Origin of the sequence: Frigidibacter sp. SD6-1, assembly GCF_030143255.1 — a bacterium.
In the GTDB taxonomy this organism is placed as follows: domain Bacteria; phylum Pseudomonadota; class Alphaproteobacteria; order Rhodobacterales; family Rhodobacteraceae; genus TMP-24.
In genome coordinates this window covers 1-12,291 of record NZ_JARJNR010000007.1, presented here as the reverse complement: position 1 = coordinate 12,291, position 12,291 = coordinate 1, and the positions used below count along the sequence as shown (strand labels likewise).

Genomic DNA, 12,291 nt, shown 5'->3' with positions numbered 1-12,291 from the left:
TTCCTTCGAAGGAATTTGCGAAAAGTCTTCGAAGACTTTTCGTCTCCGCCGTCAGCGCAGGGCGTCGAGCTGCGCATCGAGCGCCGCGCCCTCGCCGATCCTGAGCCTGACCGGCAGCGCCAGCACCTTCGGGCGGAAGCTCGCGGGCAGGCGGGCAGCGTCCTTTTCGGTGGTCACCAGCTGCGCCCCCCTTAGGTCCGCCTCCGCCTCCAGCCGCTTCAGAAGCGCGGGTGTGAAGGGCTGGTGGTCGTCAAGCGGCTCCGCGCGGACCAGATCGGCGCCGAGCGACCGCAGGGTGGCGAAGAATTTTTCCGGATGTCCGATCCCGGCGAAGGCGAGGACGCGCAGGCCCTGCCAGTCCATCCCGGTCTGCAGCGGTTCGAGCACGCCGGTAACCAGCGGGCAGGGCAGCATCGCGCCCCAGCGGGCGCGGAAATCCTGCTGGGCGCTGTCCGGCCCGATGGACAGGACCAGATCGGCGCGGGCGAGGCCCTTGCTGACCGGCTCGCGCAAGGGGCCGGCGGGCAGGCAATAGCCGTTGCCGAAACCCTTGGCCGCATCGACGACGACGATCGACAGATGTTTTCTCAGCGCCGGGTTCTGGTGGGCATCATCGAGGATGATCGCCTGCGCGCCCGCCGTGACTGCGGCGCGGGCGCCCGCCGCCCGGTCCCGCGCCACCCAGGTGGGCGCGAAAGCCGACAGAAGCAGGGGCTCGTCGCCCACATCCGCCGCCACATGCTGCCGCTCGTCGACCCTGACCGGGCCAACAAGCCGCCCGCCATGGCCCCGGCTGACGACATGCGCCGCGATCCCGCGCTGGGCGAGCCGTTCGGCAAGGGCAATCACCGTGGGCGTCTTGCCGGTGCCGCCCGCGTTCAGATTGCCGACCGAGATCACCGGAACGCCGGGGTCGTACCCCGCCCCGCCCTTCGCCAGCCTGCGAGCGGTGGCCGCGGCATAGGCAAGCCCGAGCGGTGCCAGAAGCCGCGCCTGCCAGCCGGGCCGGTCGGGGGGGAAGAACCAGAAATCCGGCGGCCGGGCCATCAGCGCCCCCCGACCCGCACGGGCGCGGGTTCGATCAGCTGGCGCAGCGCCGCCGCCGTGCGTTCGGCGACCTCGGCCCCGCTCGAGGTCGCCGACCAGGCGTTATGGGCAAGTGCCGCCGCCTTGTCCGGCGCGATCAGGTCGGCGATGGCGGCGTTGAGGTCCTCCGGCCCCGCAACGGTACGCGCTGCACGGGCCTCGGCCAGCCGCGCGTAGGATGAGCCGAAGCGCTCGGTCTTCGGCCCATGCACGACCGCCGAGCCCAGAACCGCCGGTTCGAACGGGCAGCGTGTGCCCTCTGCCCCCGACAGGCTGCCGCCCATGTAGGTCACCGGCGCGAGCCGGTACCACAGGCCAGCCTCCGGCAGCCCGTCGGCGATCAGGACCTGCACCTCCTCGTCGGGTTCTTCCTCCTCGGCGCGGGTGGCCGTGACAAGGCCCGCGTCAGCGCATTTCGCCGCGATCGACGGCGCGCGCGCGGCATCAACCGGCGCAATGATCAGAAGCAGCCGGTGCGCATGGCTCTGCGCATGGACCTGCGCGGCGATCACCGCCTCCTCTTCCTCTTCGGGGCAGGCCATGGCGAGCCACACCGGACGCGCGCGCAATTGCAGCGCCAGATCCTCGCGTTCGGCCTCGTTATAGGGCAGGGGATCGGTGCTTTCCTCGATCCGCCCGCCAAGCTCCAGCTTCAGCGCCGGTCCGCCAAGCCGTCTGAGCGCCGCCAGCGCCTCCATGTTCTCGGCGAAGATGCGCTGAAACCGGCCAAGAACCGACCCGACCATTCCGCGCTTCCAGAAGGCGGTACCGGAACCGGTGCCCGCCTCCGCCAGGATCAGCGGCACGCCCCGGCCATGCGCCTCGGCAATAAGCGCCGCAGGCAGGTCGCTGCCCAGCATCAGGCCCGCGTCCGGGCGCCAATGGTCCAGAAAGGCCCGCACGGCGGGCAGCCGGTCGGGCGGCGGCGGTGCCAGCAGCGCACCCTCCGGCGCCGCGGCAGGGGCCGTCGTCTCGGACGTGATCAGCAGGGTCAGGTCGGCCCCCCCCCGCCCAAGCTCGCGCGCGATCTGCGCCATGGCCTCGGCCCGCCCGCCGCGCGCCAGATGCAGCCAGACCAGGCGTCCCTCGGGCCGGGGCGGCAGGTCCTCGGCCTGCCATGCCGCTTCTGCCCGCTCGGCGAGCAGAAGATAAAGCCCAAGGGCAAGCGAGCGGGCCATGGGCCTACCGTCAGAACCCGAGTTCTTCGGTCGGGCCTGAAGCCTGCGCCTCGTCCCGCAGCCGGTGGATATGGGCGATGAAGTAGCGCATGTGCGCATCGTCGACCGTGCGCTGGGCTTCGGCCTTCCAGGCGGCATGGGCGCTGGCATAGTCGGGGAAGATGCCCACGACATGGATCTTCGACACATCGCGGAAGACGTTCCTGGCGGGGCTCACGAGCTCCCCTCCGAAGACAAGATGCAGGCGCTGGGTCATGGGATGGTCCTTTGGCTTCGGTGTCAAATCTAGTGCAGCTTGGGCGGCGAGGCTAGCGCAGGAGCTGGCCCGCAAGCGCCCGGTGCAGGCCGGGTGCAGCGGCGAGACAGCCGTCGAGCCGCGGCGGGGCGCAATTGAAGCGAAGAGGGGCGCCCCTTCGGTCGGTCACGAGCGCACCCGCCTGAGCCGCGATGAGCGTCCCGGCGGCGGCGTCCCATTCCCAGGTGGGTTTCAGCGTCAGCATCGCGTCGAAGGCGCCCTCTGCCACCAGACACAGCCGCCAGGCGATGGAGGAGCGGAACATCCGCCGGACCGGCGGCACGTTGCCGCCTTGCCAGTGCTCTGGCGCAAGATTGGGCCGTGTGGTCAGCAGCGTCGCGCCTTCCGGCCTGTCAGCGGCAGAGGCCGAGATCGGCCGGCCATTCAACGTCGAAACCGTGTCTATTCCGGCGGAATAGAGCCTGTCCTGCGCCGGTAGATAAACGACGGCGGCTGTCACCCAGCCCTTCTCGGCCACCGCGAGTGAATGGGCAAAGTCGGGCGTGCCGTCGATGAAGGCGCGCGTGCCGTCGATCGGGTCGATAATGAACAACCGCTCGTCATTCAGCCTGAGGTCGCTGTCGGGCGTCTCCTCCGACAGCCAGCCATAGTCGGGGCGGGCGGCGCGCAATTCCGCCTCCAGCATCCGGTTCACGGCGAGGTCCGCCTCGGTCACCGGCCCGGCGCCACCGCCCTTGTCCCAGGTTTTGGGCGACTGCCGCCAGTAGGACAGCGCGATCTGCCCCGCCGCGCGCGCCGCCTCGGTCAGAAGCGCCAGATCATCACTCGCCGGCAAGGGTCAGGCCCGCGACCAGAAGGCTGGGTACGACATGCGACAGATGGGTGCGGGCGTCATTCGCGGGCACAATCGCCAGAAGCATGTCGCGCAGGTTGCCCGCGATGGTGCATTCATTCACCGGATAGGTGATCTCGCCCTTCTCGACCCAGAAGCCCGAAACACCGCGCGAATAATCGCCCGTATTTGGGTTGATCGAGGCGCCGATGAAGCCGGTGACCAGAAGGCCCGTGCCCATGTCGCTGAGCAGGTCCTCGCGGCTGTGCACACCTTGCGTCAGCGCGATATTGCCATTGCCCGGCGCGGGCGGCGAGGAGACATTGCGCGAGGCGGACGCGGTCGACTGCATCCCGAGCCGCCGCGCGGTCGCAAGGTCAAGCGTCCAGCCGGTCAGCACCCCGTCGGCCACGATCGCTCGGACGCCCGTCGCCAGCCCTTCGCCATCGAACGGGCGCGAGCCCGTCAGGCGCGGGCGGGTCGGATCCTCGGTGATCGACATTCCCTTGGGCAGCACCTGCTGGCCCAGCGCATCGCGCAGCCACGAGGCGCCGCGCACGATCGACATGCCATTCACCGCCGACAGAAGGTGGCCGACAAGGCTTGCCGATATCCGCTCGTCGAACAGCACCGGATAGGCGCCGGTCTTTGGCCGCCGCGCCCCGGCGCGCGAAACGGCGCGGTCGCCCGCGCGCTGGCCGATTTCCTCGGGCGAGGGCATGTCGGCGCCCCAGGCGCGGCTCTCGGCCGCCCAGTCACGCTCCATCGCCAGGCCCTCGCCGGTGATCGCCATGGCCGAGAGGGAATGGGAACTGCGGCCATAGCCGCCCGCGAAACCGTTGCTGGCGGCAAGGAACAAACTGCGGCGCGAAAAGGCCGCGCCCGCCTCGACCTGTGTGACACCTTGCACCCCAAGCGCCGCCGCCTCGGCCGCCCGCGCGGCCGCTTCCAGCGCCGCCGCCGACGGATCGTCTGCCGGATCGGTCAGCTCCAGCGCCGCCAGATCCCAGCCTTTCGCCAGCTGCGACGGATCGGCGAGCCCCGCCGTGTCATCCTCGGGCGCCTCGCGCGCCATGGCGACGGCGCGTTCGGCCATCTCGGCGATCGTGCGCGCCGACTGGTCCGAGGCCGAGACACAGGCCTGCCGATGGCCGACGAAGACCCTCAGCCCGATCTCGACGCCTTCGGCCCGTTCGGCCTGTTCCAGCCGCCCCTGCCGAACGTCGGCCGAAATCGCCGTGCCCTCAGTCGCCATCGCGTCCGCCGACGTGGCACCCGCTGCGCGTGCCGCCGACAGAAGCGCCCCGGTCAAAGCTTCCAGCCTGTCTGCCATCTTGGTTTTCCTTGCCTCTTGCAAAGCGACCTAAGCAATCGCGCGCGATTTGCCAAGCCAAAGCGCCGCCCGGTCACCCGGACGGCCCTTGAAGGATCGCGCGACGTTTACTGGATGCGCTGGCCGTTGGCGTAGATGCCGCCGTCTTCCTTGAATTCGATCTTCGAGGTCAGCGCATCGTCGCCCGCGGGCACGGCGAACATGCCCATCATCATCCGCGCGCCCATCGCCGTGTCGGCGGGCAGAAGGCCGATCGCCGTCAGTTTGTCCATCAGCGCATTCGCGCCAGTCAGGTTCAGCGTGATCTCGCCCACCGGTTTCGGGGGCGTCTGGCTGTTGTCGAAGGTCGCCGCCCCCGTACCCGTCAGTTCCGCGCCCGCCGCCTTCAGCTGCAGCTGGTTGATCTTCGCCTCCGTCACCTCGAAGGGCGAGGGCGCGGCGAGCGGATTGGCGGCCTCGGCCTCAAGCGCCTTGGCCGCCTCGGGATCGAAGAGATCGAAGAGCGGCTTCAGCTGGCCCGACAGATCCAGGACCAGGGTCGCGGGATCGCGGGGCAATTGCGAGGTCGGGTCGAAGAGGTTCCAGATATCGTCCGAAACTTTCAGATCGACGAGCTTCAGCAGCAAGGCCCCCGGCTGCGCCTCGTCCGATTTCGTCACCGGCATGGCGAGGTTGAAGGCCGACTGGCCCAGCTCAGCCACCACCGGGAAGGGGATCGCAGCCGACGTCAGCTCGAACTTCGATGCTTGAGCCTCGCCGCCATAGGCGATCCCGTCCGCCGCCATGTGGAAAGTCAGCTTGCCGCCGCCGCCCGAGGATTTGACGGTGAAATCGCCGTCCGTTTCGGTGCCGGTGATCGAGTAGCCGCCATCGGCGTACGAGAAATTCCCGTCGATCAGCACGCCCGCCTTCAGCGCCGCGCCGAGGTTCTTCATGTCGACGCCCTCGGGCATCGCGAAGGAACCGGTGCCTGCCAGCCCGTTCATCGTGCCGTCGAGGTTGAAGGTATTGCCGCTTTCGGGATCGGCGCCGGTCAGCACCACATCCATCGCGGCTGCCGAGAAGTCCGAGGTCACGGTGCGGCCCGCATCCTTGACCGAGCGGTAGGTGCCCTTGCTGTCGCGGGCGGTGAGCTTCATCTTGAAGGGCGGCGCATCACCCTCCACCTTAAGCTCCTCGACCTCGACGCTGACCTCGGGCGCGGTGACGGCATAGGTCATGTCCTCGGGCGTACCGCTGACGATCGAGACCATGTCCTTCTGTACCATCTTCATCGCGACATCGGCCTTGGGCCCGTCCTCGGCCTTGCCGTGGAAGGTCATCGGCACTTCCGGCGAGAGGGTCACCTCGACCGTGCCGTCGCCCAGATCGCGGAAGCGCAGTTCGGGCACCGTCACCTCGCTCGACCCGTCGGGAACCTCGGTCACGATCTTCAGATCGCGTACCACAAGCGCGTCGCCCTCGGTCGCTTCCGAACCTGCGGTCACGGTCGCGCCAAGGTCGGTGTAATAGCTCTTCCAGTCCTGCCAGACCTGATCGGCGGTCACATCCGCCCAGGCGGCGCCGGACGAGGCAAGGGCGGCAAGAAGGGCTGCGGCACTGACATGCGAGAGGGTTTTCATGGAATGGCCTTTCGAAATGGGTCGGGCGCGACAATCCAACCAGATAAGGCTGCGGTCAAGGTCGGGGCCTGGTGGAATTCCGCCATTGCCTGTGCTTAACAGGCCCTATCCGGCATTTTTATGGCACCCGATGATCACGCTTGACACATATGAAGGACTGACGGTCGCGACGATCCGGCGACCGGAGAAGGCCAATTCCCTGACCCGCGACATGCTGACCTCGCTGGCCGACGCCGCCGAGGCCGCGGCCTCTGACGGCACGCGCGCGCTGATCCTGACCGGCGAGGGGCGGGTGTTTTCCGCTGGCGCCGACCTTGACGAGGCGCGCGCGGGGCTCGCCACCGACCCGGTCTGGGAAAGGCTTTCGGGCGCCATCGCGGCGCTTCCTTGCCTGACGATCGCGGCCCTGAACGGCACCCTTGCGGGCGGCGCCTTCGGCATGGCGCTCGCTTGCGACATGCGCCTTACCGTGCCGGAGGCGAAATTCTTCTATCCGGTGATGCGGCTCGGCTTCCTGCCGCAGCCGTCCGACCCCGCGCGGCTTGCCGCGCTGATCGGCCCGGCGCGCGCGAAGATGATCCTGATGGCGGGGCAAAAGATTGCGTCCGACGAGGCGTTGGCCTGGGGCCTTGTCGACCGGATCGTCCCAGCGGAAGACCTTCTGGCGTCCGCACGCAGCCTCGCAGCGGATGTTCTGGCGGCGCGCGCTGAACATGCCGCCGCCATCAAGGCGCTGATCAGGCCGCCACGCTGAGCTTACGGGCAGGCGGCGGTATATTCGCGTCCGTAGCGGTCGCGATAAAGGCACATGCCCGGCTGCCTGGTCTGGCCGATCAGGGCACCTGCCGCCAGACCGACGGCCCCGCCAAGCATCGCGCCCTTCAGCTCGTCGCCGTCGTCAGCCGCAACCGCACCGATCGCCGCGCCGGTGGCAGCGCCCGCCATCGCGGTCTGTTCGGGCGTCTGGCACGCGGTCAGCGCGGCAAGGACCGGCAGCAACAGAAAATATCTTCTCATGATCGTCTCCATGTGTCGCCATTCCCCTGCACGGGACAGTCTATCGCGCTTCCTCGCCGCCCGCGCCCCCGTCCCGCCGTCGTCGGCGGATTCCTGCGAAACCGGTCCCGGGACGGGTCCCGTCGCGAAGTTTCGGGTTCCCTGCTGGTGCGTGATGCGTCGGCTTTGTCAGGGAGCTGGCGAGAGGCGGTTGGCGTGATCGAGTTCAAGGGCGTGCATTGTCCGACGGCGGTGATCCTGCACGCGGTCTTCTTCCTCCGCTAAGCTGTCTCCGGCCGCGATCCCGAGGAGATCATGGCAGAGCGGGGTGTCATCTTCGACCACGCCGCGCTGGACCGCCGGGTGGTGTATTTCGCACCGCTGATCGCGGGCGGAGCGCCACATCCCGGCGAATGGACGAGACCTGCACCAGGGTGAAGGGCCGCTGGACCTGCCTCTACCCGGCCGTGGCCACCATCGCCGGGATCGAAACGGGCCAGATGATCCTCAAGGGGCAGAGCCCCTGCTCTGACGCAACCGGACAATCACATCCCTCGCCGATCAATTCAGTCACTGAACAGCCTGGGCGCCAAGCGGCACCAGCCTCCCGGCGGCAGAGTGGAACATAGCTTTTATGATAGCGCGACCACTCGTCCGCGAGATGGAAGGACGGGGCGGGATCGGATGGTGCGTGCAGTGAACTGGGAAGGCGATCCCCTGACCAGGTACAGCTGCCGCTGGCCGAGCCTCTTGCCTGTGCGCTTGACGTTCCGTGACCCTCTGCCCCGCCGGTCTAGGAGATCGGCTTTCGTGGCGTTCCGTGCTCAAGTTTCGAAGGTGCCATGCCGAAATGTGCGCGAAAGGTCTTCGAAAAATGCGAGACCGTCGAAAAGCCGCAAGCCATCGATACTTCCATCAGAGTAAGATCGGTTGTGCTGAGGAGACTCCGCGCCCGATCCAGCCGCAGTCCCCGGTAGAAGTTGCCCGGCGTCTTGCCGACGGCATCGCGGAACAGGCGCTCAAGATGCCTGCGTGAATAGCCGGATGCCTCAGCCAGTTCGTCCATCGACAGCGGCTCGTCGATATGGCGGCTCATGAGCGTGACCGTTGCGACAAGTACCGGATTGCGTGACGACATCAGGGCAGCGAGCGAGCTTCGCTGTTCGGCATTCACTCCCGACATCACGGTGCGCAGGCACATTTCCGAAACCACGGTCGCAAATGGACCGCCGTGGTCCTCGGCGATCAGCGATATCATCATGTCTGTCGAGGCGGCCCCTCCGCCGCACGTCAGAAGCCGGTCGTCTGTTTCGAAGCGATTCAGTGTTGGCACGAGCTCGGGAAAGGTCTCCATGAAGCCCGGCTGGTTTTCCCAGTGCAGGGTGAAGCGACGATCCTCCAGCAGGCCAGCCCTTGCCAGGGCGATTGCACCTGTGCAGATGCCTCCGACGACACCGCCAAAGCGGTGGTGCCGCTGGACCAGGTTGACGACAGCCGGGTCGGCGGCGGCCATCTGCGGGTTTCCCGCGCAGACAAACATGCGCGTCGCCTTGTCCTGCATGTCAAACCGTCCGTCCACACCGACGGGGATTCCTGCGGAGCTGGTTACGGCCTGACCGGAGGCAGAGAGCACGCGCCAATGATAAAGCGGATGCTGAGATAGCTGGTTGGCGATGCGCAGTGGCTCTACTGCCGAAGAAAAAGCCAGAAGCGTAAAGCCGGGCACAAGAGCGAACGTATAGTTCCGGGTCGGACCGGGTTCCGGGATCGGAAAGAAGGCGGCCCCTCGAGGGACCAAAGGCTCGTCTTGTGACATCGCACGATCCTCGTTGGCCGGGCTATTCAAGCGCCTTGCGTGAAATGCGGTCAGATCGTCATGCCATTTGATGACGTGGATGGTTTCGGGGATATCGACCGTCTCGCAATCGTAGATCGTCTTGCCGGAATCGAGGCTTTCCATGACCGCCAATTCGCGCGTATTGCGTTCCAGCAGTATTGCCAGCCGTACCAGCACCTCCTTGCGCGCGCCGGGGATGCAGGCGCGACCAGCGGCCATCCTCGAACGCTTCGTGGGCCTTGGCCACCGCCAGATCAACGTCGGCGGCGTCACAGGCGGCGACCGTTCCCAGAACGGCACCCGTTGCAGGGTTCACCGTGTCAAAGGTCTTGCCCGAGATCGCGGGACGATAGCCACCGTCGATCCACGCGTTCTGCGGCAGGTCCATCGCTGCGGCACGGCTGCGATATTCCTCATGGGTCAAGAGGTCGGTCATGGCTCAGTTCCCCTGCACAATCGCGGCGACAGTGGTTTTCAATGTACGGATCACCTGTTCCAGCTCGCGCTTTTCTTCCTTGTTCAGACCCTTGAGCGGCGGGCGCACCGGCCCTGCCGAAATGCCCGACACCTCGACCCCGTGCTTGATGCACCGGATGAACTTGCCGCCCTGTTCCAGCACGGCCATCAAGGGCAGCATGGCCGACATGATGCGCCAGCCCTTTGCGAAACCGCCCCGGATCACGCAGGCCTCATAAAGGGCGATGTGTTCTTCGGGCAGGAAATTCGATTCGCCGCAGATCCAGCTTTGCACGCCCCAGGCAAAGAACTCCAGCGCCTGATCGTCCATGCCGCACGACATCTGGATATGCGGGTAATCAGGGGCGAGAAGGTGCACCCGATTGATATCCCCGCTGCTTTCCTTGATGCCGATCACGTTGCGAGAGCGCCCGACACGGTCCAGAAACTCCTGTCCCATCGCAACGCCCAACGAATCGAAGTCGATGCTGTCGTCTTCAAAAAACGGCGTGATCAACGGGGTGTATATCCCCCGCAACTTGAACCGGACAGTCATGCGCGACCCCTCCCTTGCGAATGTCGGACGTTCCGCCTGCTTGCGGAGACGGGGCCAGGCGTAAGAGTCCACGCGAACTGGATAGGTGGGTTTCCACCTGTCGCGCAAAGGAGAAAGTTCTGCGGCCAGGCATTAGAAAAACTATTGCCGGTCGGTTGCCGGCGGGGCAATGCCGCCGGTCGGGCGGAGGTTGCCTATGGCGTCGCAACTGGAACCTGCCTTCAGCAGGCCAGCGCAGAGTGGCCGTCCGGAGGCAACCTTCCGCGATTGGCTACCCCAACATCACGGTCGGATTTCATCAGCCAGACCTGCCAACCGTTCTATTCGAAATCCGCACCTTTCGCGATCATCGCGGCCTGAGTGCGGTTCTTCGCGTTCAGCTTCTTGCAGATGGAACGGACATGAAGCTTTATTGTAACCTCTTGAAGATCCAGATTTCTTGCAATTTCCTTGTTGGAATTGCCGTTGCACAAACCGCGCAGGACCTCCTTCTCTCGCTGGCTGAACTGCTTGGTGAAACTTGTTTCTCCGGGCTCACCTGCGTCGGACAGTATCGAGGCGGGTAGATAGGTATCGCCGGAAACCATGAAGCGCACGGCGTTCGCCAGAGAGTTGGCGCCAAGTGCCTTTGGCACAAAGCCGATCGCGCCGAGCTTGAGCGCATCCTGGGCTATCCGGTTCGGAGCACTGCCTGTCAACAGCGCAAAAGCCTGACCGGGAAACCTGCGTACCGCATCCTCCAGACCCTGCAGCCCGTTCATGCCGGGCATGCTGAAGTCCAGCAGAACCAGGTCGAACTGGCCCTGTGATGAAAGGATTTTCATGGCGCCCGGGTAGTCGGAAACTGTCGCTACATCGGCACGCAACTCTGCCTTGAGGTAGTCCGAGAGGGTGTCACGCACCATCGCGTGATCGTCGGCAAGAAGAATTCTCATAGCAACCTTCTCAGCGGTTGAGGGAACGTCCGAGACATCAATCTCTAGCGGTTCGGGCTCTACCCTCCAAGCAGAAATACCTTTAGATTCCATTGTCTGCATTATCCGGCCTTCCCTGCCGCTAACCTTTCGTCCAATTACGGAACTTTAGCGTGCGAGGCAGAGCGGAGGGCGGTCAACTTTGCACAGCAGTGCAGGGAATTCGTTACACATTACATACCAAATCATAGCAGACTATCCTTATGGACTATGGTCAAGACGCAAGTTCGCGCGCTAGCTCAGTGCAGGCATACTGCTTTGATCACCAGAAACAGAAGGTCCGGCCCGATGCGGAAAGTCGTCTATGCTGCGCTTGCAGGTTTCGCTTTCTTCGGCGCGTCGCCGCTGCTGGCGCAGGAGGTCGTCCTGACGCTGAGCGGGGCTATCGCCGGACAGGATGGCAGCACAAGCGTGGAACTGACAATGGAAGACCTGCAAGAGCTTCCGCGCGAACGATTTGAGACCACGACCATATGGACAGAGGGCCCACAGGTTTTCGAAGGCGTTTCGCTGCGCATCCTCCTCGATCATGTCCAGGCAGCCGAGGGTGAAATCCGCGCCTCGGCCCTCAATGACTATACGATCACGATCCCAACGGCGGACGCGGTCGAAGGTGGGCCGATTGTCGCATTTTCTCGCAACGGCGCAGAGATGGCCGTGCGTGACAAAGGCCCCCTGTGGATCGTCTATCCCTTCGATATCGTTGATCGCTATAAGTCAGAAGAATATTATTCGCGCAGCATCTGGCAGTTGAGTAGGATGGAGATTGTTGCCAAGGACTGACAGGGCTGGCAGCGACCACCGCCAAACGCTATCGACCATGCTTGGCAGAATGTCCTTGCCCATTCTTGCGGCGATTGTGATTGCCGGGGTGTTCTTTGTCGCTGACATGGGCCGGACGGTCCTGAGGGAGCTCGAACAGGTTTCGACGGCCCAGAACGACGATGTCAGCTGGCGGTTGTCTCAGCTCGAAGTCGAACTTCAGAACGTCCGGTATGCTGCCAAAGTGGCTTCGCAAGACGATGGCGGGCCGGATGCGCTGCGGAATTTCCGGTTGCGTTACAATATCTTCTACAGCCGTGTCGCCACGCTGATGGAAGGCGGCGTTGTTGCATAACTCTGGTGGCAAAGGATTCACTTCGTGAATCCAAGCGGTTAGACAGGC

13 protein-coding genes and 2 pseudogenes are annotated in these 12,291 nt (G+C 65.3%); 3 read left to right on the top strand and 12 right to left on the bottom strand.

What is annotated here, in order from left to right; translation table 11 throughout:
- Window positions 1-51: 51 nt before the first annotated feature.
- From lpxK to P0645_RS13510, 6 genes are all read right to left on the bottom strand, one after another.
- Window positions 52-1,047 carry a tetraacyldisaccharide 4'-kinase gene (lpxK, locus tag P0645_RS13535; protein WP_284165122.1) on the bottom strand — a complete coding sequence of 332 codons (996 nt, stop codon included), beginning with the start codon at window positions 1,045-1,047 and terminating at the stop codon, window positions 52-54.
- Window positions 1,047-2,264, bottom strand: a complete 1,218-nt coding sequence (locus P0645_RS13530; protein ID WP_284165121.1) for a 3-deoxy-D-manno-octulosonic acid transferase — start codon at window positions 2,262-2,264, stop codon at window positions 1,047-1,049. The genes lpxK and P0645_RS13530 overlap by 1 nt, the downstream gene beginning before the upstream one ends.
- 10 nt (window positions 2,265-2,274) lie before the next feature.
- Window positions 2,275-2,520 carry a DUF4170 domain-containing protein gene (locus tag P0645_RS13525; RefSeq protein WP_284165120.1) on the bottom strand — a complete coding sequence of 82 codons (246 nt, stop codon included), beginning with the start codon at window positions 2,518-2,520 and terminating at the stop codon, window positions 2,275-2,277.
- Window positions 2,521-2,572: 52 nt separating this feature from the next.
- Window positions 2,573-3,355, bottom strand: a complete 783-nt coding sequence (locus P0645_RS13520) for an inositol monophosphatase family protein (protein ID WP_284165119.1) — start codon at window positions 3,353-3,355, stop codon at window positions 2,573-2,575.
- Window positions 3,342-4,685 carry a TldD/PmbA family protein gene (locus tag P0645_RS13515; protein WP_284165118.1) on the bottom strand — a complete coding sequence of 448 codons (1,344 nt, stop codon included), beginning with the start codon at window positions 4,683-4,685 and terminating at the stop codon, window positions 3,342-3,344. The genes P0645_RS13520 and P0645_RS13515 overlap by 14 nt, the downstream gene beginning before the upstream one ends.
- A gap of 107 nt (window positions 4,686-4,792) precedes the next feature.
- Entirely contained in the window at window positions 4,793-6,307 is a 1,515-nt protein-coding gene (locus P0645_RS13510) for a DUF2125 domain-containing protein (protein WP_284165117.1), read from the bottom strand.
- 130 nt (window positions 6,308-6,437) lie between these two features.
- On the opposite strand from P0645_RS13510, the gene P0645_RS13505 reads away from it, so the two are divergent.
- Window positions 6,438-7,061: an enoyl-CoA hydratase/isomerase family protein gene (locus P0645_RS13505; protein ID WP_284165116.1), complete on the top strand. Its 624-nt coding sequence runs from the start codon at window positions 6,438-6,440 to the stop codon at window positions 7,059-7,061.
- Window positions 7,062-7,063: 2 nt separating this feature from the next.
- Here P0645_RS13505 and P0645_RS13500 read toward each other — a convergent pair whose 3' ends face one another.
- The gene (locus P0645_RS13500) at window positions 7,064-7,324 is read right to left on the bottom strand and encodes a YMGG-like glycine zipper-containing protein (RefSeq protein WP_284165115.1); all 261 of its coding nucleotides are present in this window, start codon (window positions 7,322-7,324) and stop codon (window positions 7,064-7,066) included.
- Window positions 7,325-7,519: 195 nt separating this feature from the next.
- On the opposite strand from P0645_RS13500, the pseudogene P0645_RS13495 reads away from it, so the two are divergent.
- Window positions 7,520-7,773, top strand: a pseudogene (locus P0645_RS13495) (transposase domain-containing protein); the annotation flags it as partial.
- Between the two features lie 323 nt (window positions 7,774-8,096).
- Here the strand turns inward: P0645_RS13495 and P0645_RS13490 are convergent.
- The 4 genes and pseudogenes from P0645_RS13490 to P0645_RS13475 all read right to left on the bottom strand — a co-directional run bounded on the left by P0645_RS13490 (window position 8,097) and on the right by P0645_RS13475 (window position 11,087).
- Window positions 8,097-9,293 (bottom strand): GlxA family transcriptional regulator, encoded by a 1,197-nt coding sequence (locus tag P0645_RS13490; RefSeq protein WP_349775091.1) that lies wholly within the window; start codon window positions 9,291-9,293, stop codon window positions 8,097-8,099.
- Window positions 9,178-9,576, bottom strand: a complete 399-nt coding sequence (locus P0645_RS13485; RefSeq protein ID WP_349775083.1) for an aldehyde dehydrogenase family protein — start codon at window positions 9,574-9,576, stop codon at window positions 9,178-9,180. Before P0645_RS13485 ends, P0645_RS13490 begins: the two co-directional genes overlap by 116 nt.
- A 3-nt stretch (window positions 9,577-9,579) precedes the next feature.
- Window positions 9,580-10,068, bottom strand: a pseudogene (locus P0645_RS13480) (dihydrodipicolinate synthase family protein); the annotation flags it as partial.
- 404 nt (window positions 10,069-10,472) lie between these two features.
- Entirely contained in the window at window positions 10,473-11,087 is a 615-nt protein-coding gene (locus P0645_RS13475) for a response regulator transcription factor (RefSeq protein WP_284165114.1), read from the bottom strand.
- A gap of 327 nt (window positions 11,088-11,414) precedes the next feature.
- Between P0645_RS13475 and P0645_RS13470 the strand changes: the two genes are divergently transcribed.
- Window positions 11,415-11,909: a putative pterin-binding protein gene (locus P0645_RS13470; RefSeq protein ID WP_284165113.1), complete on the top strand. Its 495-nt coding sequence runs from the start codon at window positions 11,415-11,417 to the stop codon at window positions 11,907-11,909.
- 28 nt (window positions 11,910-11,937) lie between these two features.
- On the opposite strand, the gene P0645_RS13465 is transcribed toward P0645_RS13470, so the two are convergent.
- Window positions 11,938-12,291, bottom strand: a 354-nt coding sequence (locus P0645_RS13465; RefSeq protein ID WP_284165112.1) for a hypothetical protein, incomplete at its 5' end; no start/stop codon positions are given.